The organism is Afipia massiliensis (assembly GCF_001006325.2).
GTDB lineage: Bacteria > Pseudomonadota > Alphaproteobacteria > Rhizobiales > Xanthobacteraceae > Afipia > Afipia massiliensis_A.
Window position 1 is genome coordinate 2696116 of the sequence record NZ_LBIA02000001.1, and the last position, 24047, is coordinate 2720162.

Below are 24047 nucleotides of genomic sequence, written 5' to 3' on the forward strand. Positions count from 1 at the left end.
TTTATCTGGGAGAACCCTCATGAATCTGCTCAAGCGCATGCTGGCGTCCTGCGGGATCGCGGCCCTTGCGGCTTCCGGCGCGGCCATCGGCCCGGCTCAGGCGCAAGACTATCCGACGCGCAACATCACCATGATCGTGCCGTTCGCGGCCGGCGGACCAACCGACGTCATCGCCCGCATCGTGACCGGTCACATGCAGCAGACGCTCGGCCAGACGATCATCATCGAAAACGTGGTCGGCGCTGGCGGCACCACGGCATCGACGCGCGCCTCGAAGGCCGCGCCCGATGGCTATACCCTCATCACCGGCCACATGGGCACCCACGCTGCGTCCGTGCCGCTGTATCCGAAGCTCGCCTATCATCCTTCCAAGGATTTCGAGGCCGTTGGTCTGATCGCCGGCACGCCAATCCTGATCCTCGCCCGGAAGGATTTCCCGCCGAAGGATCTCAAGGAGTTCGTCACCTACGTGAAGGCCAACACCGACAAGCTCAACGCGGCCCACGCGGGCGTCGGCTCGGTGTCCTACAGCTCGTGTCAGCTTCTGGACTCGGTACTCAAAATCAACCCGACCGGTGTTCCGTTTAACGGCACCGGCCCGGCTATGAATGCGCTGGTCGGGGGCCAGGTCGATTACATGTGCGACCAGATCGTCAACGCCGTGCCGCAGGTCAAGGGCGGCACCATCAAGGCTTACGCCGTGGCGACGCCGGAGCGTAACCCCTCGCTGCCGGACGTTCCGACGACCGCGGAGGCCGGTCTGCCCGAGTTCCAGGCGCAGGCCTGGAACGCGATCTTCGCGCCGAAGGGCACTCCGGCTCCGATCGTGGCCAAGCTGAATGCCGCGCTTGTGAAGGCACTGGATGACGAAGGCGTCCGCAAGCGGTTGCTCGACCTCGGCAGCGTGATTCCGAAGCCTGCCGAACGTACGCCGGACTCGCTGAAGAAGCTGGTCGATAGCGAGATCACCAAGTGGTCGGCGGTGCTAAAGCCGCTCTCCAACTGAGATTCAGCTGACATAACCTGAGTTTGGCGGGGGCGGGACGCGAGTTCCGCCCCTTGTTTTTTCAAACTGGAGCATGATCTTTTCGGAAAACCGGTTCCCACTTTTCCGGATCATGCTCGTGCGGTTCGATCCTCATTTTTCGGGGTATAATTGCCTCGCCGAAATCGAATCGCGGCGTGCGGCAGGCTAAACAGGCCCCATGAACCAGTATCACGATCTGCTTGAGCGGATTCTCAGCGACGGCGCGAAAAAGACCGACCGCACCGGCACCGGCACGTTGTCCGTGTTCGGCCATCAGATGCGGTTCAATCTGGCGTCGGGCTTTCCGATGCTGACCACCAAGAAGCTCCATCTGAAATCGATCGTCCACGAACTGCTGTGGTTTCTGGCGGGCGACACCAACATCAAATATCTCAACGACAATGGCGTCCGCATCTGGGACGAGTGGGCCGACGAGAACGGCAACCTTGGCCCGGTTTACGGATCGCAGTGGCGTTCCTGGCCCGCTCAGGACGGCGGCACGATCGACCAGATTTCAAATCTGATCGAGATGATCCGCAAAAATCCGGACTCGCGACGCCTGATCGTGAGCGCCTGGAATCCGGCCGAAGTTGACAAGATGGCGCTGCCGCCTTGCCATTGCCTGTTTCAGTTTTATGTCGCCAACGGAAAACTGTCGTGTCAGCTCTATCAGCGCTCGGCGGATGTGTTCCTCGGCGTGCCGTTCAACATCGCGTCCTATGCGCTGCTGACGATGATGGTGGCGCAGGTCACCGGACTGAAGCCCGGCGATTTTGTGCATTCGCTTGGCGATGCGCATCTTTATTCGAACCATCTCGAGCAGGCGCGGCTGCAGCTTACGCGTCCCACGCGTCCGTTGCCGACCATGAAGATCAATCCCGACGTGAAGGATATCTTCTCGTTCCGCTACGAAGACTTCACGCTCGAGAATTACGACCCGCATCCGCACATCAAGGCTGAGGTCGCGGTGTGACCGCGCCGGTGCCGACCGCTTCACATCCGCACATCGTTTTCGTCGTCGCAGTCGCGGAAAACGGCGTCATCGGCCGCGACAATGCGATGCCTTGGCATCTCAAATCCGATCTCAAGCGCTTCAAGGCAATTACGCTGAACCGGCCGGTCATCATGGGCCGCAAGACGTTCGCCTCGATCGGCCGTCCGCTGCCGGGTCGCACTAACATTGTCGTGACGCGTGACAAATCGTTTCAGGCATCCGGGGTTGTTGTTGCAAACTCGCTCGATGCCGCGCACGATATCGCGCGGGGCGATGCGCTGCGGCGTTTCGTCACTGAGATTATGGTGATAGGCGGCGCCGAGATTTTTAAGCAATGGTTGAAAAAGGCTGACCGGCTGGAGATCACCGAAGTTCACGCCAGGCCTGAAGGCGACACGCTTTTGCAACCGTTTGAGCCGGTGGAATGGGAACAAGTGGCACGTACGTCGCATGCCAAATCAGACGGCGATACGGCCGATTTCTCCTACGTGACATATAAGCGTCGCGGCTAACGCCCGTGTCTCATAGTGCCGCAGATCGCGCCATTAACCGCGATCATGATGTTCGCATTGACAAATTTGCCCTGCATCATAGCTCTTCAGAGCTGGTGTCCTGCGTTGTAAGGATAGGGCGCGTCCCCTATAAGGCCCCAAGAGTTTGCGGAGCGCGAGCTTTCGCGCGGAGGAGACTAACGATGCCGTGGAAGAATCAAGGCGGAGGCCCATGGGGCTCTGGTCCGAAGGGTCCCTGGGGCTCCGGACCGCAATCGCCCGGACCGAGACCGCCCGATCTTGAGGATCTTCTGCGCCGTGGACAGGACAAGCTCCAGACCATGTTGCCGGGAGGAAACTTCAGCGGCATGGGCATCGCGCTGGTTCTGGTCGCCGCACTGGCGATCTGGGGGCTGTCGGGCTTCTTCCGCGTGCAGTCCGAAGAACTCGGTGTCGTGCTGCGTTTCGGCAAGCATGTCCGCACGGTGCAGCCGGGTCTGAACTATCATCTGCCTTATCCGATCGAAACCGTGCTGCTCCCGAAGGCGCTGCGTGTTTCGACCCTCAGCATCGGTATGCGTGTGGTCGATGACTCGCGCCGCGGCGGCGGCACCACCATTCGCGACGTTCCCGAAGAAAGCCTGATGCTGACCGGCGACGAGAATATCGTCGACGTGGATTTCACCGTGCTGTGGCGTATCAAGCCTGACGGCGTCGGCAACTTCCTGTTCAACATCCAGAATCCGGAAGGCACCGTGAAGGCGGTTGCCGAAAGCGCCATGCGCGACATCATCGGCCGTTCGCAAATCCAGCCGATCCTCACCGGCGCGCGCACCACGACGGAAGCCGCGGTGCTCGATCTGATGCAGAAGACGCTCGACAGCTACGGCTCCGGTATCCTGATTCAGCAGGTTCAGATGCAGAAGGTCGACCCGCCGTCGCAGGTGATCGATTCGTTCCGCGACGTGCAGGCGGCCCGCGCCGACCTCGAGCGCTTACAGAACGAAGCTCAGACCTATGCAAATCGTGTCGTTCCCGACGCGCGCGGTCGCGCGGCGCAGATTCTCCAGGTTGCGGAAGGCTACCGCGAGCAGGTCGTCGCCGAAGCCAAGGGTCAAAGTTCGCGCTTTCTCAGTGTCTACGAAGCCTACAAGAAGGCTCCTAACGTGACACGCGAGCGGATCTACCTTGAAACGATGGAAAAGATTCTCGGCGGAGCCGACAAGCTCGTGCTCGACCAGGGCGCGAACGGATCTGGTGTGGTTCCCTATCTGCCATTGAATGAAATCGGACGTCGCACGCCGCCGGCTGCGCCACAACAGGGCGGGAGCACCCGATGAAAAACGGCATCGCAGGTATCGTTGCTCTTTTCGTTCTGCTGGTCGCCATCGTTGTCGGCTACAGCTCACTGTTCACTGTGAGCGAGACGCAGCAGGTTCTGCTTGTACGTCTCGGCGAGCCGGTGCGCGTGGTCACTACACCAGGTCTGAACTTCAAGGTTCCGTTCATCGATTCCGTCATCAGCATCGACAAGCGGATACTCGACCTTGAGAACCCCTCGCAGGAAGTGATCGCGTCGGACCAGAAGCGACTCGTGGTCGATGCATTCGCGCGCTATCGGATCAAGGATCCGCTCCGGTTCTATCAAACCCTCGGTTCGATCCAGGCGGCCAACATTCAGCTCACCACGCTGCTCAACTCGTCGCTGCGGCGCGTGCTTGGCGAGGTGCCCTTCATCCAGGTTGTCCGGGATGAGCGCGATGTTCTGATGGCAAGAATTCGCGACCAACTCGATCGTGAGGCCACGAGCTACGGCATCGCCGTGGTCGATGTGCGAATCCGCCGTGCCGATCTGCCGGAGCAGAACAGCCAGGCCGTCTATCAACGCATGCAGACCGAGCGCCAGCGAGAGGCAGCGGAGTTCCGCGCACAGGGCGGCCAGCGGGCACAGGAAATCCGCTCCAAGGCCGACCGTGAAGCAACGGTCATTGTCGCCGAGGCCAATTCTCAATCCGAGAAAGTTCGGGGCGAGGGCGATGGAGAACGCAACCGGCTGTTCGCTGAAGCTTACGGACAGGACCCGGATTTCTTCACGTTCTACCGCTCGATGTCCGCCTATGAAAACAGTTTGAAGAACAACGACACCCGCTTCCTGCTCCGGCCGGACTCGGAGTTCTTCCGCTATTTCGCCAATCCGACGGGCAAGCCCGCCGCCGCCAATGGTTCTGCCCGCTAAGATGCGGCTGGAAGCGCGCGATCAGGCAGGAGTCGTCGCCGTATGAGGTCAATTGGATACGGTGACCTTCTGGTCGGGGTCGGGATCATGCTGGTTCTGGAGGGCTTGCTGTTCACGGCGCTCCCGAACTGGATGCGTTCGGCGATGAAAAGCGCGCTGTCCTCGCCCGACAACATCCTGCGCGCCGTCGGGCTCGTCTCGGCGGTGGTCGGCCTGCTGCTGATCTGGCTGGTGCGGCATTAGGCTGATCCCAAAAGCCAGCTGACAGCGTTGTGAGACGCAAAGCCGGCTTTTCGCCGCAATCCCATCGGTTGATCGCTGGAATTCCGCTCAACGGCGGTGCTTGCGCACCCATCGCTTTCAGGCGCAATCTAGAGCCAAATGATCCGCCTCTTTTCAGGAGACTTTTCGACCATGTCCGATGCGTTTCAAGCATTGAGCCGCCGCGTACTGCCGCTTGCCGCGGCTGTCGGTTTCGCCCTCGTTGCGACGCCGGCGCTGGCCCGCGGGCCGGACGGCATCGCCGACGTCGCTGAGAAGGTGATCGACGCGGTCGTCAACATTTCCACGTCGCAGACCGTCGACGCCAAGAACAACGATGGCGACAAGGGCGACGAGCGCGGCAACAACCGGCGTGGGGCCAATCCGCAACTGCCGCCGGATTCGCCGTTCAGCGAATTCTTCGATGAGTTCTTCAAGAATCGCCGCGGCGGCCCGGACTCCAAGGGCGGCGCGCCGCGCAAGGTGAATTCGCTGGGTTCCGGCTTCATCATCGACGCCGACGGCACCGTGGTCACCAACAACCATGTGATTGCCGACGCCGACGAGATCAACGTCATTCTCAACGACGGCACGAAGATCAAGGCTGAAGTGATCGGCAAGGACAAGAAGAGCGATCTTGCGGTCCTGAAGTTCACGCCGCCGGAGAAGAAGATCACTGCGGTGAAGTTTGGTAATTCCGAGAACCTGCGTCTCGGCGAGTGGGTGATCGCGATCGGCAATCCGTTCAGCCTCGGCGGCACGGTCACTGCCGGCATCGTGTCGGCGCGCAACCGCGACATCAATTCGGGTCCCTACGACAACTACATTCAGACCGACGCCTCGATCAATCGCGGCAATTCCGGCGGCCCGCTGTTCAATCTCGACGGCGAAGTCATCGGCGTGAACACAGCGATCATCTCGCCGTCAGGCGGATCGATCGGCATCGGCTTCGCCGTGCCGTCGAAGACCGTGATGGCGGTGGTGGACCAACTGCGTCAGTTCAAGGAAGTGCGCCGCGGCTGGCTCGGCGTCCGCATCCAGCAGGTCACGGACGAAATCGCCGAGAGCCTCAGCATCAAGCCTGCGCGCGGTGCGCTGATCGCCGGCGTCGACGATAAGGGTCCGGCCAAGCCTGCCGGCATCGAGCCCGGTGATGTCGTCGTCAAGTTTGACGGCAAGGACATCAAGGAGATGAAGGATCTTCCGCGCGCCGTGGCCGACTCGCCGGTCGGCAAGGCGGTAGACGTAGTCATCATCCGCAAGGGCAAGGAAGAAACACGGAAGGTCACGCTCGGACGTCTCGACGACGGCGAGAAGGCGGTCGAAGCCTCAGCCAAGACCACCAGCCCGGTTGAATCCGAAAAGCCGGTGACGCAGAAGGCGCTCGGCCTCGATCTCGCCGGTCTCAGCAAGGATCTGCGGACGCGCTACAAGATCAAGGACAACGTCAAGGGCGTGATCGTCACCGGCGTCGATAGCGGGTCCGATGCGGCCGAGAAGCGCCTCAGCGCCGGCGACGTGATCGTCGAAGTCGCGCAGGAGGCCGTGACTAACGCCACCGACGTGAAAAAGCGCATCGACCAGCTGAAGAAGGACGGCAAGAAGTCCGTGCTGCTTCTGGTGTCGAATGGTTCCGGCGAACTGCGCTTCGTCGCTCTGGCGGTGAAGTAACGCGGCGACGTTCCGCAGCACGCCTAGTGCATGCTCTGGAATCTGGTTGCGACCAAAAAATGCCCGGCTTTGTGCCGGGCATTTGCGTTTCTGGTTGCAAAAATGTGATGGCCGCGGCGACGCCGATAACGATCAGCCTGCCACGAACTCGCTGCGCTTGTAGCCCTGCATGTAGAGCAACGCGGTGAGATCGCCGTGATCGATCCGTGCGCCGGCCGCTGCGGCAACCGCTGGCTTGGCGTGATAGGCGACGCCGACGCCGGCCTGCTCGATCATGCCGAGATCGTTGGCGCCGTCGCCGACCACGAGCGTATCCAGATTGTCGAGGTCGAAGGACTCACGCAAATCCACCAGCGTCGCGAGCTTCGCCTCGCGTCCCAAGATCGGCTCGGCGACTTGTCCGGTCAGCTTGCCGCTCTCGGTCAACAGTTCGTTGGCGCGGTTTTCCTGAAATCCGACCAGCTCAGCGACGCGTTTGGTGAACAGCGTGAAGCCGCCCGAGACGAGGCATGTATAGGCGCCGTGCGCGCGCATGGTGCGGACCAGTTCGACCGCGCCCGGCGTCAGCGTGATGCGGCTCTTGAGGACCTCATCGACCACTGTGACCGGAAGACCCTTCAGCAGCGCGACGCGCTCGCGCAGCGCCGGCTCGAATTCGATCTCGCCGCGCATGGCGCGCTCGGTGATCGCGGCGACGTGCGCCTTGAGACCCGCGAAGTCGGCGAGTTCGTCGATGCATTCCTGGCCGATCATGGTTGAATCCATGTCCGCCAGCAGCAGCTTCTTGCGCCGGTCGAGCTGCGGCTGCACCACGACATCGGCGCGGATGCCGTTGAGGGCCTCGCGCAGCCGGTCTGAAATTGTGCGAATGTCGTCGGTGCTGCTAAAGCGGATATCGGCGGCGACGCCTTCGAACAGCCAGTCGCCATGTTCGGGCGACGGCAGCGCGGCGCGTGCGGCATCGATCGCGGTCGAGTCGAGTTCGGGCTCGGCGGGATTGCAGATCAGTGTGACGACGAGAGACATGACGGCTCGATGTTGAAAGATGGCGTGGAGGGCAGCGGCGGCACCAAGGCCGTGCTTATCGCAGGGCCGACGGCCAGCGGCAAGTCGGCGCTGGCGCTCGCCCTTGCGGAAGCGACCGGCGGCGTCGTCATCAATACCGATTCCATGCAGGTTTATCGCGACCTGCGGATCATCACGGCGCGGCCGACGCCGGACGAAGAGGCGCGCGTCCCGCACCGGCTATATGGCTACTGCGACGCTGCGGTGAACTGCTCGGCCGGGTCATGGGTGACGGATGCCGCAGCGGTGCTGGCGGAGGCGAGGGCGACCAATCGCCTGCCGATCTTCATCGGTGGCACCGGATTGTACTTCAAGGCGCTGACCCGCGGCCTGTCGGCGGTGCCGCCGATTCCGCAGGAGGTGCGTGACAGTGTGCGCGCACGGATGGAACGGGATGGTGTCGAGGCGCTGCATGCGGAACTGGCGCGGCGCGATCCGGTCTCGGGCGACAAGCTCAAGCCGCGTGACAGCGCACGCGTCGCGCGGGCGCTGGAAGTGATCGAAGCCACCGGCCGCACGCTGCCGGACTGGCACAATGAGGGACTTCCGCCGCTGCTTGAGCCCGAAGGGATCAAAGCCGTTTTTCTCGCGCCGGACCGTAACGAACTCTACGCCCGTATCGACCATCGCTTCACAATGATGTTCGATGGCGGCGCGCTGGACGAGGTTGCGGCGCTGGCGGCGCGCAAGCTCGATCCGATCCTGCCGGCGATGAAGGCGCATGGCGTGCCGGCAATGATCCGGTATCTCGCGGGGGACATCACGCGCGAGAAGGCCATCGAGATCGGCCAGACCGACACCCGCCATTACGCCAAGCGGCAGTTCACCTGGTTCAGGCACCAGTTGGGAGAGTTTGAATGGGTCGCCCCCGATGCGGCCCGCGAATGGCTCACCCACGCACTTTCGCTCTCGCCAAACGCGAGGAAACGGCTAAGCTCCACTGACCAAGCGCGGGCTTGACTTTCAGTATTTGGATCGTATAACCCGCGCAACCTTTGGAAACTCGAAGACGATAATGCGCAATAAAGTTACCAGCCTCCTTATTATCGTCGTACCCTGGCGCACCGCTGGGGGTAGCTGACGGCTACCCACGACAAGGCGGTGTGCGAAGGGTCCTCTCGGGCCCTTTTTTATTTTCGGAAGCCTCGACCAATCTGCGCGACAAGCGCCCCGGAGCGAACCATGAGTGACAGCAAGGCACACGATCCCAACCAGATGACCGGCGCGGCGATGATCGTACGCGCGCTCAAGGATCACGGGGTCAAGCATATCTTCGGATACCCGGGCGGCGCGGTGCTTCCGATTTACGACGAGATCTTCCAGCAGAGCGACGTCGAGCACATTCTGGTGCGGCACGAGCAGGGCGCAGGCCATGCGGCGGAGGGCTACGCCCGCTCCACCGGTCTGCCGGGCGTTGCACTGGTGACGTCCGGTCCTGGCGCCACCAACATGGTCACGCCGCTGACCGACGCGCTGATGGACTCGATCCCGCTGGTCTGCATCACCGGACAGGTCCCCACCCATCTGATCGGCAACGACGCGTTTCAGGAATGCGACACGGTCGGCATCACGCGGCCCTGCACCAAGCACAACTGGCTGGTGCGCCGGATCGAGGATTTGCCGCAAGTGCTGCATGAAGCGTTCTACGTCGCGACCACGGGCCGACCCGGCCCGGTGGTGGTGGACGTGCCGAAAGACGTGCAGTTCGCGACCGGCACCTATCATCCGCCGCGCAAATCGGACGTGCATATTTCCTACAATCCGCGCGTGAAGGGCGATGCCGCGCAGATCCGCAAGGCTGTGGCGTTGCTTGCTTCGGCGCGGCGTCCGGTGATCTATTCCGGTGGCGGTGTCATCAACTCCGGCCGCGAAGCCTCCAAGCTGCTGCGCGAACTGGTTGAGGTCACCGGCTTTCCGATCACGTCGACGCTGATGGGGCTCGGCGCGTATCCGGCGTCGGGCAAGAACTGGCTCGGCATGCTGGGCATGCACGGCACTTACGAAGCCAACATGGCGATGCACGATTGCGACGTGATGCTGTGCATCGGCGCGCGCTTCGATGACCGCATCACCGGCCGCACCGACGCGTTCTCGCCGAACTCGAAGAAGATCCACATCGACATCGATCCGTCGTCGATCAACAAGAACATCCGCGTCGATGTGCCGATCATCGGGGATGTCGCCAATGTGCTGGGCGACATCCTGACGGTGTTCAAGGCCGAGGCCCAAAAGCCGAAGATCGACCCGTGGTGGTTCGAGATCGGACGCTGGCGCGCGCGAAATTCGCTGGCCTACAAGAAGAACGACGACATCATCCTGCCGCAGTATGCAATTCAGCGGCTCTTCGAGCTGACCAGAAATCATGACACCTACATCACGACGGAAGTCGGTCAGCATCAGATGTGGGCAGCGCAGTTTTTCGGCTTTGAGGAGCCGCACCGCTGGATGACCTCCGGCGGTCTCGGCACCATGGGCTACGGCCTGCCGGCGGCGCTGGGCGTGCAGGTGGCTCACCCGGACAGCCTCGTGATCGACATCGCGGGCGATGCCTCGGTGCAGATGACGATGCAGGAGATGTCGAGCGCGGTTCAGTACGAACTTCCGATCAAGATTTTCATCCTCAACAACCAGTACATGGGCATGGTGCGCCAGTGGCAGCAGCTGCTGCACGGCAACCGGTTGTCGCATTCCTATTCGGAAGCGCTGCCGGATTTCGTCAAGCTCGCCGATGCGTTCGGTTGCGTCGGGCTCCAGGTGATCAAGCCCGGCGATCTCGACGGCGCGATCAACGAAATGATCAAGGTCAAGAAGCCGGTGCTGTTCGACTGCCGTGTTGCGGCGCTGGAAAACTGCTTCCCGATGATTCCATCGGGCAAGGCCCATAACGAGATGTTGCTTCCTGCGGAAGCAAACGAAGAAGCAACGACCGCGGCGTTCGCCGGCGGCAAGGCGCTGGTGTGACGATGAAAGCAGAGACAATGGAACAGCCCGCATCCGCCTACTTTATGGAGGATCGTCACGATCCTAACGAGACGCATACGTTGTCCGTGCTCGTGCAGAACGAGCCGGGCGTGCTTGCGCGTGTGATCGGCCTGTTTTCCGGCCGCGGTTACAACATCGACAGTCTCACGGTGTCGGAAACCGAACATGCCAAGCATATGTCGCTGATCACCATCGTGACGACCGGTACGCCGATGGTAATCCAGCAGATCAAGCACCAGCTCGACCGCATGATCCCGGTCTATCGCGTGGTCGACATGACGCTCACCGGCCGCGCCATCGAGCGCGAACTGGCGATGGTGAAGGTCAAGGGGACCGGCGATCTGCGGATGGAAGCGCTGCGGCTGTCGGAAGCGTTCCGCGCCCGCGTGATCGATGCCACCACCGAGAGCTTTGTGTTCGAGATCACCGGAGGCACCGCCAAGATCGATCAGTTCATCAACCTGATGATTCCGCTCGGTCTCGTCGAGGTATCGCGGACCGGCGTCGCCGCAATCGCGCGCGGACCGGACGGAACGTAAACGCGCACATCTTCATCCCATGAAACCAATCGATATCGCGCTGGCGGTCGCTGTGGCCGTCATCTGGGGAGTTGGCTTCGTGGCGACCCGGTTTGCGGTCGACGAGATGTCGGCGACGCTGCTGACGGCGCTGCGCTTCGGCATCACGGCGCTGCCCTGCCTGTTCCTGCCGCGTCCGAAGCTGTCATGGGGACTGATTGTCGCGATCAGCTGGTTGCTGGTGGCGCAATTTCTGGCGCAGACCTATGGCCTGGCCCATGGCGTGCCGGCCGGGTTGACTGCGGTGATCGTGCAGAGCCAGGCACTGTTCACGGTGGCTTTCGCGGCCATCTTCCTGCGCGAGCTGCCGACGCGGCTTCAAGTGCTTGGCATCGCGATCGCAATGTGCGGGTTGCTGCTGATCTGTTTCACCGTCGGTTATGATTTCAGTGTCTGGGCGTTTTCGATATCGATGACCGCACCGGTCAGCTTTGCGGTGTCCAATCTGCTCCTGCGCCGCGCGCAGGACGTGTCGATGGTCGATCTGTTCGCGTGGATCGGCCTGCTGGCGATGCTGCCGCTGCTGGTAATCCTGCTCACTGTCGAAGGGCCTGCCGTCACGTGGCACGCGCTGACGCACATGTCGCTTCTGGCGGCTTCGTGTGTGCTGGCGCTGGCGCTGCTCGGGACGACGCTGGGCTACTGGATCTGGGGCCGGCTGCTAGGCAGATACTCAGCTGCGCAGGTGGTGCCGTTCGCGCTGCTGGTGCCCTTCTTCGGCGCCGGGGCATCGAGTATCGTGTTCGGCGAGACCTTTGGTCCGTTGCGCCTGACCGGCATGATCGTTGTCGTGCTGGGCATTGCCGTCATGTTGCTTTCGCGTCGTCCGCCGCCCCTCGTTGAAGTGGCCTGATCTCATGATCTCCCAGCAGCTTGCCATCGCGTTCATCGCTTTCGCTTCCGCCGCGCTGTTCACGCCGGGGCCGAACAACATCATGCTGATGGCATCCGGCCTGAACTACGGTTTCCGCCGGACGTTGCCCCATGTCGCAGGCGTTACCATCGGCTTTTCGTTTCTGGTCGCCGTGATCGGGCTCGGCCTCGGCGCTGTGTTCGCGGCCTATCCGGTGCTGCATACCATCCTGAAATATGCCGGTGCGGCGTATCTCATCTACCTCGCGGTCATGATCGCGCTGTCGGGTCCGGCGGATACCGGCGGAGCCGGGGAGGGGAAGCCGATGACCTTCCTTGGAGCTGCGATGTTCCAGTGGGTCAACGTCAAGGGCTGGGTGATCGCGGTGGGCGCGATTACCGCCTATGCGGCCATCGCCGCCTATCCGCTGAACATCGCGGCGCTCTCGATCCTGCTGTTCCTGATCGGGCTGGGCTCGTCGCTGACCTGGGTGCTGCTCGGCACCTCGCTGCAGGCGCTGGTGAAGTCCCCCCGGGCGGTGCGTATTTTCAACGTTGTTATGGCCTTGCTTCTGCTGGCCTCGCTCTACCCCGTTCTGAAGGAGCCTTGATTTAGTTGCACTGCAGAAATGGGGCCCGCGGGCTTGTCTCGCAGCACCAGCCGCCCTACACAACGGCGGCAATTCATCCGGGCCTTACCGGCCCGACCCATCTGAAAAATCGCGTGATTTGGCCAATCGAAGGAAAACGAAAATGCGTGTTTATTACGATCGCGACGCCGACCTGAACCTGATCAAGGGCAAGAAGGTGGTCATCGTCGGCTACGGCAGCCAGGGCCATGCCCACGCGCTGAACCTGAAGGACTCCGGCGTAAAGGAAGTGGCCATTGCTCTGCGCAAGGGTTCCGCCACCGCCAAGAAGGCCGAAGCCGCCGGCTTCAAGGTGATGGAAGTCGCCGAGGCCGCGAAGTGGGCCGACGTCATGATGATGCTGACGCCAGACGAACTGCAGGGCGACATCTATCGCGATCACCTGCACGACAACATGAAGCAGGGCGCGGCGCTGCTGTTCGCGCACGGCCTCAACGTGCATTTCAACCTGATCGATCCGCGCGCCGACCTCGACGTTCTGATGGTCGCGCCGAAGGGCCCGGGCCACACCGTGCGCTCCGAGTATCAGCGCGGCGGCGGCGTGCCGTGCCTGATCGCGATCAGCAAGGACTCGTCGGGCAATGCCCACGATCTCGGATTGTCCTACGCCTCCGCCATCGGCGGCGGCCGTGCGGGTATCATCGAGACCACCTTCAAGGAAGAGTGCGAGACCGATCTGTTCGGCGAACAGGCCGTTCTTTGCGGCGGCACGGTTGAACTGATCCGCGCTGGCTACGAGACGCTGGTTGAAGCCGGCTACGCGCCAGAAATGGCGTACTTCGAGTGCCTGCACGAACTGAAGCTGATCGTCGACCTGATCTATGAAGGCGGCATCGCCAACATGAACTACTCGATCTCCAACACCGCAGAGTACGGCGAATACGTCACCGGTCCTCGCATCATCACCGCCGAGACCAAGGCCGAGATGAAGCGCGTGCTGGCCGACATTCAGTCCGGCAAGTTCACCCGCGACTGGATGCTGGAGAACAAGGTCAACCAGGCATCGTTCAAGGCGACCCGCGCCCGTGCCAACGAGCATGACATCGAGGCGGTCGGCGCCAAGCTCCGCGACATGATGCCGTGGATCAAGAAGGGCGCCCTGGTCGACAAGACCAAGAACTGATCGTCCGGTTCCCCGCAAACGGGGACAGGCAGCAAGCATTCGTTAACGGGGCCGCCTTCGCGGCCCCGTTTTCGTTGCGGGGCGCCTAGGCCGGATCGCAGCTCCAGTACCGGTCCCGGGGCTGAACAGGCGCTGAACAGCCCCGGTAAACCCCTGCGGCTAAAGATCAAGTTGCAGGCGTATGACGGTTACACTACGGTTTTGTGACACGTCGCGGTTACCGGCCGCACGGTTTGCCTCCTGGCCGCCGCCAGCAAAGGCGTCAGCACAGTGCCGGGTGTAGTTCGCGTCAAAGGCAATGTTGCCCCCGCCGACCTCAGTGCCGCCTACGCTGCCTCCCGCAAGCGCGGTTACGGGCACCCTTGCGCCTGTCGGGTACTGGCGGCTTCTCGCGGTGGCGATGCCGCATCTCGCGGCCCTCGGCGTTCTGCTGCAAACCGAAACGGATTTTGGCTCGCGTCTGGTCTTCCTATTGTGCTGGGGCGCGCTGAATTTTTCGTGGATTGCGCTGCTGCGGCGACCTGCGCTGTCCGGTGCGCTGTCGCTGACGATGATCGTTGTGCTCGTACTGCTGTCGCGCCTCAAGCACGACATCGTGCAAATGACCGTGAACTTCGTCGATCTCATGATGATCGACCGCGACAGCGTCGCGTTCCTGTTCACGATCTTCCCGAGCCTGCGCTGGTCCGCGGTGATTTCAGCGCTGCTGATCGTCCCGCTGATGGTGGCGCTGTGGCGGCTCGATCCGTTTCGCATCCGCCGGCTGCCGGCGGCGGTCACGGCGCTCGCCTGCATCGCGGGACTTGCGGGTTGTTCGCTGACGTGGCCGCAGGAGGACTGGCGCGGATACTACGCAGACAATTATATCTCGAAGTTCGCGCGCTCCGGCGTGATCGCGGTGTCCGATTTCGCCAATGGCGGGTTCATGGAATCCGATGCGGTCGCGCTCGAGCGTCTGAAGCTTCCCCTGGAAGAAGCGTGCCATCCGGCAGGGCGGCGCCCGCATATCATCATGATCCACGACGAGTCGAGCTACGACATCCGCTCGGCGCCGCAGATCAAGGTGCCTGCCGGTTATGGAAGGCATTTCGTTTCTGGCGACGGCAAGGTGCGAAAGTTTCTCGCCGAAAGCAACGGTGGCTCGAGCTGGCTGACGGAATACAATGTGCTGACCGGCCTTTCGTCGCGCTCGTTCGGAAGGTTTTCGTATTTCGTGACCCGCATCGCGTCGGGCCGGGTCGAGCGTGGGCTGCCGCTGGCGTTGCGCCGCTGTGGCTACAGCACCGTATCACTCTATCCTGCCTATGGCGCGTTTATGAGCGCGCGCAGTTTCCAGACCACCACCGGCATCCAGAAATTCTACGACGCACGCGATCTCGGCGCGAAAGGTATCGAGACCGACGCCTTCTTCTATGACAACGCAGTCCGGCTGCTGTCGCAGGAAAAGCAGGGCACGCCGGTCTTCATGTATGTCTATCTCGGCGCCAATCACTTCCCGTGGGTATCCACCTTCCGCCCGGAGCAGACGCCGGCATGGCGCACTCTTGGCAACGAGCCGAAGATCGATGAATACCTGCGCCGCCAGACCATGAGCGCGCAGGACTACAACGCGTTCGTTGCGAAGCTGAAGAAGCAGTTTCCCACCGAGCCATTCTTGATCGTGCGTTATGGCGATCACCAGCCGGAATTCTCATCGCTCATCATCGAACCGAATCTGACCGAGGATGACATTGCAAAACGGCTGATGGTCTATGACCCGCGCTATTTCGCGACCTATTACGCCATCGATTCCGTCAACTTCAAACCCGTCGGCAGTCCGACTGCGATGGAAACCATCGACGCGGCCTATCTGCCGCTGGTTGTTCAGGACGCTGCCGGTATCCCGCTCGATCCGTCGTTCGAGGAGCAGAAGAAGATCATGCTCCGCTGCAAGGGGCTGTTCTATTCCTGCAAGGACGGTGCGGAGGCGCGGCGCTTCAATCGCCTGCTGATCGACGCCGGGTTCATCAAGAACCTTTAGCCGCAACGGACCCGCTTCATGTCAAACGTCACGACATTGATCCAGCGCAGCAAGCACCGGCTTCTATTGAAGCCGCTCGGAGAGGGGGGATGGCTCTGGTTCCTGCGCGTGGCGCTGATCGCCGCGATGCATCTGGCTGCCGTCTATCTTCTGGCATCGGTCGAATACGGCCCGTTCGCGATGACGCTGGCGCTGCTGACATGGGCGCTGCTGAATTTCATGTCGCTGATCGTGCTGCGCCGACCGGGTATTTCCGCGGCGCTGTCGCTGGCTGTGGTTGCGATCCTGATTACGCTGTCGCAGTTCAAATACGGGATCACGCAGCTCACGCTGACGTTCCTGGACTTTCTCATTATCGATCGCGACACGTTTTCGTTTCTGCATTCGATCTTCCCGCAACTGAAGACGCTGTCCTTTCTGCTCGCAGTCATCGCTGTGCCGGTGATCTGGCTGATCTGGCGCGCCGATCCGTTCCGTATTCGCCGCGCGGTGTCCGCGGCTGGTGCGACGGCCTGTGTCGCGCTGATCGCAGGACTGTCGGTGATCTATCCCGAGCAGCCGTGGGAACCGTTCCAGGGCGTCAATCATATCTCGAACCTGGCGCGATCCGGCGTCGTGTCGGTGTCGCACCTGACATCGACGGGCTGGATCGAAGCCGATCCGCCGAACATGATCGGGTCCGCGCAAGCGTCGCAGATTGAGACGGAATGTGCACCGGGCGCCAAGCGGCCGAACATCGTCATGGTGCTGGACGAGTCCAGCTTCGACATCAGCGCCGCGCCCGGCATCAAGGTGCCGGAGAATTATCGTGATTTCTTCAAGTCGGCGGACGGACGGCAGCGGTCGTTCATCGCGGAATCCGCCGGTGGGCCGACCTGGTACACCGAGTTCAATGTTCTGACCGGCCTGTCGGCGCGGTCGTTCGGCAAGCTCAAGTTCTATGTCACGCGGATCGCGGCGGGCAAGATTTCGCGCGGGTTGCCGCAGGCCTTGCAGCGCTGCGGCTACCGGACGTTCTCGCTGTATCCGACCTACGGCGATTTCCTCAGCGCGCGGAGCTTCCAGACATCCGCCGGGATCGACAAGTTCATCGACATGGCCGACATGGGCGTCAGCGAGGACATGCAGCCCGACAGATTCTATTTCGATCAGGCGTTGCAGTTGATCGCGCGCGAGCGCAAAGCCGATCAGCCGATGTTCGTGCTCGTCTACCTCACGGCCAATCACTTCCCCTGGACGACGAGCTACCGGCCGGATCTGACGCCAGCGAGCTGGACAGCACCGGGCAACACTGCTGAAGTAGACGAGTACATCCGCCGTCAGGCGATGACGGCGGCGGACTACGCCACCTTCGTCGCGCGGCTGAAGGCCGACTACCCGGATGATCCGTTCCTGCTGGTGCGTTTCGGGGATCATCAGCCGGCGATCTCCCAGAAGCTGCTGGAGCCGAAACTGCCACAGGCGATGCTGGCAAACCGCATCATGACGCACGATCTGCGCTATTACAAAACCTACTATGCGATCGACGCGCTTAACTACAAGCCGGACATGTCGTCGGCGCTGGAAACACTCGACGCGGCCTATCTGCCGCTTGCGGTTCAGGAGGCGGCGGGTATTCCGCTCGATTCCACGTTCGCCGAGCAGAAGAAGATCATGCTCCGCTGCAAGGGCCTGTTCTATACCTGCAAGGAAGGCGCGGAAGCCAAGCGGTTCAATCGCCTGCTGATCGACGCTGGGTTCGTTAAGAACCTTTAGGCAACCGCATTTGTCGTCACCCTGAGGTGCCGTAGCGAAGCGGAGGCCTCGAAGGGCGACGGCGGATTTCGAGCAATCATCCTTCGAGGCTCGCAAGCGCTCGCACCTCAGGATGACGGGTCATTTCCTCGAAACCCTCTCCCACAGCCATCGCGCAACTGCATCTGGCGAGCTGGTGCTGTCGCCGTTCGCCGCGCGCAGGTTGGCTTCGCGCATGGTGGCGATATCGATCTTTCCGAGCAGCGGCTGCAACGCATCGCGCAGCGCCTGGTCTCCGGCGCGCTTTGGCGAGAGAAGAACGATGGCGTCATAGGGCGGGATCGCCGATTTCGGATCGCCGAGCACGACGAGATCGTATTTCGCGATCAGCCCGTCGCTGGTGTAGCCCGCGATCACGTCGACCTCGCTGGACGCCACCGCCGCATACATGAAGTCCGGCTGCATCTGCCGCTGCTGCCGGAATAGCAGGCCGTAGCTTTGGCGCAGGGCCGTCCATTCCGGCCGCGAGAAAAACTCATAGTCGCCTGCGATCGACAGCGATGACGCGCGGGGCGCGAGATCGGCGATGGTGCTGATGCCGAGTTCCTCGGCGCGCTTGCGCGGCATCACCAGTGCATAGGCATTCTCGAAGCCAAGTTCGCCGAGCAGGGAAATGCCGTACTTGTCCTTGAGCGTTGTCGCCAGATCGCTCAGCAACTCCTTGCGGGGTTTAATCTCGGTGCGCTTGAGCTGATTGGCCCAGAGCGTCCCGGAATAGTCGACATAGACGTCGATGTCGCCGGATGCGAGCGCTTCGAAGATCACGTTGGAGCCGAGGCCTTCGCGCGGGCTGGCCGCCAGCCCCGCCGCCTGCAGGCGCTGTGCGATCAGTGACGAGAGGATGTACTGCTCTGTGAAGGTCTTGGCGCCGACGATGATGTTCGTCTTTGCGCGGGCCATTGACGGCATCAGGGTCGCGGCGATCAGCGCGGCGAGACCGAGGCAGCCGAGAACTATACGCGGGCGGCTGTGCAAGCGCACGCCACCTTCGATCAGCGCCAGCAACTGATCGACCGCCAGCGCCAAGGCTGCGGCTGCAACGCAACCGAACAGCACGAACACCCAGTTCTGGGTCTGCAATCCTGCAAAGATGTAATTGCCCAGACTCGTCTGGCCGATCGGGGTGGAGAGCGTCGCGGTGCCGATGACCCAGACCGCGGCGGTCCGGATGCCGGCCATGATCACTGGCAGTGCCAGCGGAAGCTCGACCATGGTGAGCGATTGCCGCTGCGTCATGCCGACGCCTTCCGCCGCTTCGATGATCGCCGGATCGATGCCCTGCAATCCGGTGATGGTGTTCCGCAACACCGGCAGCATGCTGTAGAGCGCGAGCGCGAGTACCGATGGCAGAAATCCGAATGCCGAAAACCCGTGGCCGAACCATTGCAGCGACAGGCCTGCCAGCGCGAGCAGCAGCGGATAGAACAGCGCGAGCAGCGCGAGGCCGGGCACGGTCTGCACGACGCTGGCGATGCCGAGCACGATGTCGCGCAGTACAGGTTGCCGCCGGACGATCAGAGCCAGCGGAAAGCTGATGATGAGCCCGAGCGCCAGAGCAGCGAGGCTGACGCGGACATGGCTGCCGAGATAGTCCGGCAGCCGTGTCAGCGCATCGCTCCAGCGCGGATCGGACAAGATATTCATGCCGGGTCCTTCGGCAGCAATTCCTTCAGCCGCTCCGCCTGACGCCGCGGTGTATTGAGCAATTCGCCGACATAGGCATCCGTGCTTTTCGACAGCTCCTGTGCTGTGCCTTGTGCGACCAGACGGCCGGCGCTCATCACCGCAACGCGGTCCGCGAGCAACAGCGCCTCGGTCATGTCATGGGTGATCATCACCGTGGTCAGGCCGAGGCTGCGATGGAGCGCGCGATAGTCCTCCCCAAGGGCATCGCGGGTAAGGGGATCGAGCGCGCCGAACGGCTCGTCCATTAACACGATGGTTGGCTTCGCCGCCAAGGCGCGCGCCACGCCGACGCGTTGCTGTTGGCCGCCGGACAGCTCATGTGGAAACCGGTTGCGGTGTGAGCGTTCAAGCCGCACCAGATCGGTCAGTTCATCGACGCGCGCTGAAGTTTCTTGTGGGGGCGTTCCCAGTAACCGCGGCGTAATGCCGATATTGCCGGCGACGGTCATGTGCGGAAACAGCCCGCCGCTCTGGAAGACGTATCCGATGCTTCGGCGCAGCGTGATCGGATCGACGCTCCGCACGTCATTGCCTTGCACGCTGACGGTGCCACTGTCGGGAGCGATCAGTCGGTTGGCCAGCCGCAGCAGCGTGGTCTTGCCGGAGCCGGAGCCGCCGACCACCGCGAGAAATTCTCCTGCGGCCACATTGAGCGAAACCTCGTCAACGGCCTTTATGCGGCCCTGCTCGAAGCTCTTGCCGACATTCTCGTAGGCGATGGCGGGCGCGGCGTTGATCATGCCGTCATGATGGACCATCGATATCGACCTGTCGACGGCCCGGCACTGGCGGACGGGTAGGCTGCCGTGTAGCGTCGTCGCGACCAACGGAGCATGTCTCGTCATGGCCAAGAACGGCAAGTCCTCGCAACCGAGCGCCAGGCAGTTGAAGTCCTATGTGGACCCGTTCCGGGTCGACGGCTCGCAGGAGTTTCATCTCACGGCGCACAAGCCCGGCGAGAAGGGCGGACTCGACAAGGAGGCGGCGCGCGGGCTCGTCGATGCCAATCGCGGGAGGCTGCGCGAGTTGCAGGAAAAGCTCTATGCGCAGGATCTTTGGTCGGTCCTGCTGATCTTTCAAGGCATGGACGCCGCTGGCAAGGACAGCGCCATCGAAAACGTCATGTCGGGCATCAATCCGCAGGGCTGTCAGGTCTATTCGTTCAAGCAGCCGTCCACGAAGGAGCTCGACCACGATTTCATGTGGCGCACATCGAAGTGTACTCCTGAACGTGGGCGTATCGGCATCTTCAACCGTTCTTATTATGAAGAACTGCTGGTGGTCCGCGTGCATCCGGAAATTCTGGATAAGCAGCGGATTCCGCCGGAGCTGGTGACCAAGAACATCTGGCACGAACGCTTCGAGGATATTGCGGCGTACGAGAAATACCTCGCGCGCAACGGCACGCTGGTCCTGAAGTTCTTTCTCAATATCTCGAAGGAGGAGCAGCGCCAGCGGTTTCTCGATCGCCTCGAAGAGCCGGCAAAGAATTGGAAGTTCTCGCTGGGCGATGTGGCCGAGCGCAAGCTGTGGGACAGGTATCAGGCGGCGTATCAGGATCTGATCCACCACACATCGGCGAAGCACGCGCCGTGGATTGTCGTGCCCGCCGACCACAAATGGTTTGCCCGCGTCGTCATCAGTTCGGCCATCGTCAGTGCGATGGAAAAGCTAAACCTGAAATTTCCCGAGGTGGACAAGAGCGACGCCGGGGAATTGAAAAAAGTGAAGGTCGCGCTCGAGCGAGAGGGACGGGCCCCGGTTCGTGTGCCCAAAGCAAAGGCTTCGGGAACCTCAAAGGGAACTGTTTAACCGGAATACGACCCATATCGACCCGCCCCCGCAATTCACAGTATGCACATCGTGGGTTGCAGACCGGGCCTGCTGGAAATATTATGCAGGCGGGTGAGGATTCCTTGGTGGCTAATCTGCGCACGGTTGTTTTGTTGGTTCTCTTGACCGGCCTCGGCGTTGCGTCGAGTCCGATGCGGGCGCATGCCGAGTGGTGGAAGATTTACGCGCCGAAGGACTTCGAGGCGTGTTCTCAGAGCGCGGAACAACCCGGTCTGTCGAAGGACGCCCAGGCGAAGATCATTTCGGAATGCGATTCAAAATTTGCTGGTCGCCGCAAACCCGGCGGCGGTTACACGTACTTTGATTTCATGCAGAACCGTCACTTCGACATCGCCGGTCCTAATCCGACGCCGCAAGAACTCAAGCGGATGGATCAGGAATATCTGGCCTATCTCGAAACGAACCGGGAAACTCCCATCGAAGTTGCAGATGCCGGGCAGGCAATCGCGGCGATCAACAATCAAATGAAGCCTGTCGGCGATCAGAAGCAGGCGCAACCGAAGGTCGCTGCGAAGCAACCCGCTCCCGTCAGTCGCCCACGCGTTCCTAAGGATGTCTGCAAAGGTGACGCCTTGTCCTGCGGCTGGGCAAAGATCACGACGACCGTGAAGGGCCTGCGACATGCCTTGCTTGGCGCAGATTCCAAGCGTGACACCTACGCGCAACGAAAGCTCTAAGCCGCCCAGCCTCGGTCCTTCCTCCGAGGCCGGCGATATGCCCGCGCAGATAGGGCAGCTTTCCTGACCAATCTTTGGCGTTGCGGGACCTTGCCTTTCTCGTCTAGAAACGGCCGTACCAGACGCTTCGGCAACCATCCGTCAACGGTTTTGGGCCGAGTATGCGTTTTTCGGGGACTGAATCGATGATTCGCGGCGGCATTCAGGGACAGCAGGACACGGGGGCATTTGCCGCCGGCCTCGACGCGCGCCCTGCTGCTGCGATTTCGTCCCTTCTTGGCGGGCTTCTGCTTCTTATCTGCCCCTGAGGGCCGTCTGGGCGTTTGCGCCTGGGCACTCAGGGGTTCGAAGACAGCACCGAAACCCGAGCGTCCTGAAGTGGCGCATCTGACCAAAGGATTTTTCCCATGACCACCGCGAGCAAGTCCGACAAGGACCGCGTCGTTATTTTTGACACCACGTTGCGTGACGGCGAACAGTGCCCCGGCGCGACCATGACCTTCGAGGAAAAGCTCGAAGTCGCGGATCTGCTCGACTCCATGGGCGTCGACATTATCGAGGCTGGTTTTCCGATCGCCTCGGACGGCGACTTCGAAGCCGTCCGCGAAATCGCGAAGCGCACGAAGAATGCGGTGGTTTGCGGCCTCTCCCGCGCGGCCCACAAGGACATCGACCGCTGCGCCGAAGCGATCCGCCCGGCGCGCCGCGGCCGCATCCACACCTTCCTGTCCACCTCGCCGGTGCACATGAAATACAAGTTGCAGATGGAGCCGGCGGATGTGCATGAGCTGGTGATCTCGCAGGTCACCCGGGCGCGCAACCACACCGATGACGTCGAGTGGTCGTCGGAAGACGGCACTCGCACGGAATTCGACTTCCTGTGCCGTTGCGTGGAATCGGCGATCAAGGCCGGTGCGACCACCATCAACATCCCGGATACCGTCGGCTATAGTGTGCCGGAAGAATACTACGATCTGTTCAAGCGCGTGCGCGAAACGGTGCCGAATTCCGACAAGGCGGTGTTCTCGGTCCATTGCCACAACGACCTTGGCATGGCGGTGGCGAATTCGCTGGCCGGTGTACGTGCGGGTGCGCGGCAGATCGAATGCACCATCAACGGCATCGGCGAGCGTGCGGGCAATGCCGCGCTCGAGGAAGTCGTGATGGCGATGCGCGTGCGCAACGACAAGTTGCCATACTGGAACAACATCGACACCACGATGCTGACGCGAGCATCGAAGTCGGTGGCTGCGGCGACATCGTTCCCGGTGCAGTACAACAAGGCCATCGTCGGGCGCAATGCCTTCGCGCACGAGAGCGGCATCCATCAGGACGGTATGCTCAAGAACGCCCAGACCTACGAGATCATGCTGCCGGAGACTGTCGGCGTAAAGCAGACCTCGCTGGTGATGGGCAAGCATTCCGGCCGCCATGCCTTCATCCACAAGCTGGAGGGGATGGGCTACAAGCTCGCCAGCAACCAGCTGGAAGATGCCTTCGTGCGCTTCAAGGCGCTGGCCGACCGCAAGAAGGATATCTACGACGAGGACATCGAAGCGCTGGTCGATCAGGAGATTGCTCATTCGCACGATCGGATTCATCTCGTATCCTTGACGGTGATTGCCGGCACGCATGGACCGCAGCGCGCAACGATGAAGCTCGACATCGAAGGTCAAATCAAAATCGAGGAAGCCGAGGGCAACGGTCCGGTAGACGCGACGTTCAACTGCATCAAGTCATTGGTGCCGAATGAAGCGAAGCTGGAGCTCTATCAGGTGCACGCGGTGACCGCCGGAACCGATGCGCAGGCTGAGGTGTCGGTGCGGCTGTCACAGGACGGACGTTCCGTCACGGCACGCGCTGCGGATCCTGACACGCTGGTGGCTTCGGCGAAGGCGTATCTCAGCGCCTTGAACAAGATCGTCATGAAAAAGCAGCGTGACACGCCTGCGGTGGCCGCCGCAGGCCACTGATCGCTTATTCGTCTAAACCAACAGAACGCGGTGCATCGTCCGATGCGCCGCGTTTTGCGTTGCAGCACGCTTTCCCTCGCTAACAGCAATGGCCTTGACCGCGGGTGTCTGCA

The 24047-nt window shown here is 61.8% G+C and carries 21 protein-coding genes; 18 read left to right on the forward strand and 3 right to left on the reverse strand.

The genetic code is table 11. The features are described from left to right. The first annotated feature begins 19 nt into the window (after positions 1-19). The 7 genes from YH63_RS12880 to YH63_RS12915 all read left to right on the forward strand — a co-directional run bounded on the left by YH63_RS12880 (position 20) and on the right by YH63_RS12915 (position 6680). Positions 20-1006: a tripartite tricarboxylate transporter substrate binding protein BugD gene (locus tag YH63_RS12880; RefSeq protein WP_046827256.1), complete on the forward strand. Its 987-nt coding sequence runs from the start codon at positions 20-22 to the stop codon at positions 1004-1006. A 199-nt stretch (positions 1007-1205) separates the two neighbouring features. Further along, a complete protein-coding gene (locus YH63_RS12890) occupies positions 1206-2000 on the forward strand; it encodes a thymidylate synthase (RefSeq protein ID WP_046827255.1) in 795 nt (264 codons plus the stop codon). Beyond that, positions 1997-2533 (forward strand): dihydrofolate reductase, encoded by a 537-nt coding sequence (locus YH63_RS12895; RefSeq protein ID WP_083992568.1) that lies wholly within the window; start codon positions 1997-1999, stop codon positions 2531-2533. Before YH63_RS12890 ends, YH63_RS12895 begins: the two co-directional genes overlap by 4 nt. A gap of 182 nt (positions 2534-2715) precedes the next feature. Further along, positions 2716-3852, forward strand: coding sequence for an FtsH protease activity modulator HflK (gene hflK, locus YH63_RS12900; RefSeq protein WP_046827254.1), 1137 nt, complete (start codon positions 2716-2718; stop codon positions 3850-3852). Then, positions 3849-4748: a protease modulator HflC gene (gene hflC / locus YH63_RS12905; RefSeq protein ID WP_046827253.1), complete on the forward strand. Its 900-nt coding sequence runs from the start codon at positions 3849-3851 to the stop codon at positions 4746-4748. Before hflK ends, hflC begins: the two co-directional genes overlap by 4 nt. Positions 4749-4790: 42 nt before the next feature. Continuing rightward, a complete protein-coding gene (locus YH63_RS12910; protein ID WP_046827252.1) occupies positions 4791-4991 on the forward strand; it encodes a DUF2065 domain-containing protein in 201 nt (66 codons plus the stop codon). A 171-nt stretch (positions 4992-5162) separates the two neighbouring features. Then, positions 5163-6680: a DegQ family serine endoprotease gene (locus tag YH63_RS12915; RefSeq protein WP_046829542.1), complete on the forward strand. Its 1518-nt coding sequence runs from the start codon at positions 5163-5165 to the stop codon at positions 6678-6680. 132 nt (positions 6681-6812) lie between these two features. Here the strand turns inward: YH63_RS12915 and serB are convergent, their stop codons facing one another. Then, on the reverse strand, positions 6813-7706 hold the full coding sequence (gene serB / locus YH63_RS12920) for a phosphoserine phosphatase SerB (protein ID WP_046827251.1): 894 nt from the start codon (positions 7704-7706) through the stop codon (positions 6813-6815). Positions 7707-7715: 9 nt separating this feature from the next. Here serB and miaA point away from each other — a divergent pair, with 9 nt between their 5' ends. The 8 genes from miaA to YH63_RS12960 all read left to right on the forward strand — a co-directional run bounded on the left by miaA (position 7716) and on the right by YH63_RS12960 (position 17705). Continuing rightward, on the forward strand, positions 7716-8705 hold the full coding sequence (miaA, locus tag YH63_RS12925) for a tRNA (adenosine(37)-N6)-dimethylallyltransferase MiaA (RefSeq protein WP_046827250.1): 990 nt from the start codon (positions 7716-7718) through the stop codon (positions 8703-8705). Between the two features lie 222 nt (positions 8706-8927). Beyond that, positions 8928-10706 (forward strand): acetolactate synthase 3 large subunit, encoded by a 1779-nt coding sequence (locus tag YH63_RS12930; protein ID WP_046827249.1) that lies wholly within the window; start codon positions 8928-8930, stop codon positions 10704-10706. A gap of 17 nt (positions 10707-10723) precedes the next feature. Beyond that, positions 10724-11266: an acetolactate synthase small subunit gene (gene ilvN / locus YH63_RS12935; protein WP_046829541.1), complete on the forward strand. Its 543-nt coding sequence runs from the start codon at positions 10724-10726 to the stop codon at positions 11264-11266. A 19-nt stretch (positions 11267-11285) separates the two neighbouring features. Then, positions 11286-12158: an EamA family transporter gene (locus YH63_RS12940; protein ID WP_046827248.1), complete on the forward strand. Its 873-nt coding sequence runs from the start codon at positions 11286-11288 to the stop codon at positions 12156-12158. 4 nt (positions 12159-12162) lie between these two features. Continuing rightward, positions 12163-12768, forward strand: coding sequence for a LysE family translocator (locus tag YH63_RS12945; RefSeq protein ID WP_046827247.1), 606 nt, complete (start codon positions 12163-12165; stop codon positions 12766-12768). A gap of 142 nt (positions 12769-12910) precedes the next feature. Continuing rightward, positions 12911-13930: a ketol-acid reductoisomerase gene (gene ilvC / locus YH63_RS12950; protein WP_046827246.1), complete on the forward strand. Its 1020-nt coding sequence runs from the start codon at positions 12911-12913 to the stop codon at positions 13928-13930. Between the two features lie 298 nt (positions 13931-14228). Continuing rightward, positions 14229-15950: a sulfatase-like hydrolase/transferase gene (locus YH63_RS12955; RefSeq protein WP_046827245.1), complete on the forward strand. Its 1722-nt coding sequence runs from the start codon at positions 14229-14231 to the stop codon at positions 15948-15950. Positions 15951-15968: 18 nt separating this feature from the next. Continuing rightward, entirely contained in the window at positions 15969-17705 is a 1737-nt protein-coding gene (locus YH63_RS12960) for an LTA synthase family protein (RefSeq protein ID WP_052753821.1), read from the forward strand. A 120-nt stretch (positions 17706-17825) separates the two neighbouring features. Here YH63_RS12960 and YH63_RS12965 read toward each other — a convergent pair whose 3' ends face one another. Together YH63_RS12965 and YH63_RS12970 are read right to left on the reverse strand one after the other, a co-directional pair. Further along, positions 17826-19388, reverse strand: a complete 1563-nt coding sequence (locus tag YH63_RS12965; RefSeq protein WP_046827244.1) for an ABC transporter permease/substrate-binding protein — start codon at positions 19386-19388, stop codon at positions 17826-17828. After that, positions 19385-20170, reverse strand: a complete 786-nt coding sequence (locus YH63_RS12970) for an ATP-binding cassette domain-containing protein (protein WP_046829539.1) — start codon at positions 20168-20170, stop codon at positions 19385-19387. The genes YH63_RS12965 and YH63_RS12970 overlap by 4 nt, the downstream gene beginning before the upstream one ends. Positions 20171-20273: 103 nt before the next feature. On the opposite strand from YH63_RS12970, the gene YH63_RS12975 reads away from it, so the two are divergent. The 3 genes from YH63_RS12975 to YH63_RS12985 all read left to right on the forward strand — a co-directional run bounded on the left by YH63_RS12975 (position 20274) and on the right by YH63_RS12985 (position 23934). Further along, entirely contained in the window at positions 20274-21242 is a 969-nt protein-coding gene (locus YH63_RS12975) for a polyphosphate kinase 2 family protein (protein WP_046827243.1), read from the forward strand. A gap of 107 nt (positions 21243-21349) precedes the next feature. Next, positions 21350-21961 (forward strand): hypothetical protein, encoded by a 612-nt coding sequence (locus YH63_RS12980; protein WP_046829538.1) that lies wholly within the window; start codon positions 21350-21352, stop codon positions 21959-21961. 407 nt (positions 21962-22368) lie between these two features. Then, the gene (locus YH63_RS12985; RefSeq protein ID WP_046827242.1) at positions 22369-23934 is read left to right on the forward strand and encodes a 2-isopropylmalate synthase; all 1566 of its coding nucleotides are present in this window, start codon (positions 22369-22371) and stop codon (positions 23932-23934) included. Positions 23935-24047 lie beyond the last annotated feature (113 nt).

Bases quoted from the DNA above. Each gene is read 5' to 3' on its own strand.
- miaA (WP_046827250.1), top strand. From the start codon at position 7,716: ATGTTGAAAGATGGCGTGGAGGGCAGCGGCGGCACCAAGGCCGTGCTT.
- YH63_RS12915 (WP_046829542.1), top strand. From the start codon at position 5,163: ATGTCCGATGCGTTTCAAGCATTGAGCCGCCGCGTACTGCCGCTTGCC.
- YH63_RS12965 (WP_046827244.1), bottom strand. From the start codon at position 19,388: ATGAATATCTTGTCCGATCCGCGCTGGAGCGATGCGCTGACACGGCTG.
- YH63_RS12945 (WP_046827247.1), top strand. From the start codon at position 12,163: ATGATCTCCCAGCAGCTTGCCATCGCGTTCATCGCTTTCGCTTCCGCC.
- ilvC (WP_046827246.1), top strand. From the start codon at position 12,911: ATGCGTGTTTATTACGATCGCGACGCCGACCTGAACCTGATCAAGGGC.
- serB (WP_046827251.1), bottom strand. From the start codon at position 7,706: ATGTCTCTCGTCGTCACACTGATCTGCAATCCCGCCGAGCCCGAACTC.
- YH63_RS12955 (WP_046827245.1), top strand. From the start codon at position 14,229: ATGTTGCCCCCGCCGACCTCAGTGCCGCCTACGCTGCCTCCCGCAAGC.
- YH63_RS12960 (WP_052753821.1), top strand. From the start codon at position 15,969: ATGTCAAACGTCACGACATTGATCCAGCGCAGCAAGCACCGGCTTCTA.
- YH63_RS12880 (WP_046827256.1), top strand. From the start codon at position 20: ATGAATCTGCTCAAGCGCATGCTGGCGTCCTGCGGGATCGCGGCCCTT.
- hflC (WP_046827253.1), top strand. From the start codon at position 3,849: ATGAAAAACGGCATCGCAGGTATCGTTGCTCTTTTCGTTCTGCTGGTC.
- YH63_RS12930 (WP_046827249.1), top strand. From the start codon at position 8,928: ATGAGTGACAGCAAGGCACACGATCCCAACCAGATGACCGGCGCGGCG.
- YH63_RS12975 (WP_046827243.1), top strand. From the start codon at position 20,274: ATGGCCAAGAACGGCAAGTCCTCGCAACCGAGCGCCAGGCAGTTGAAG.
- YH63_RS12890 (WP_046827255.1), top strand. From the start codon at position 1,206: ATGAACCAGTATCACGATCTGCTTGAGCGGATTCTCAGCGACGGCGCG.
- YH63_RS12970 (WP_046829539.1), bottom strand. From the start codon at position 20,170: ATGATCAACGCCGCGCCCGCCATCGCCTACGAGAATGTCGGCAAGAGC.
- hflK (WP_046827254.1), top strand. From the start codon at position 2,716: ATGCCGTGGAAGAATCAAGGCGGAGGCCCATGGGGCTCTGGTCCGAAG.
- YH63_RS12910 (WP_046827252.1), top strand. From the start codon at position 4,791: ATGAGGTCAATTGGATACGGTGACCTTCTGGTCGGGGTCGGGATCATG.
- YH63_RS12985 (WP_046827242.1), top strand. From the start codon at position 22,369: ATGACCACCGCGAGCAAGTCCGACAAGGACCGCGTCGTTATTTTTGAC.
- YH63_RS12940 (WP_046827248.1), top strand. From the start codon at position 11,286: ATGAAACCAATCGATATCGCGCTGGCGGTCGCTGTGGCCGTCATCTGG.
- ilvN (WP_046829541.1), top strand. From the start codon at position 10,724: ATGGAACAGCCCGCATCCGCCTACTTTATGGAGGATCGTCACGATCCT.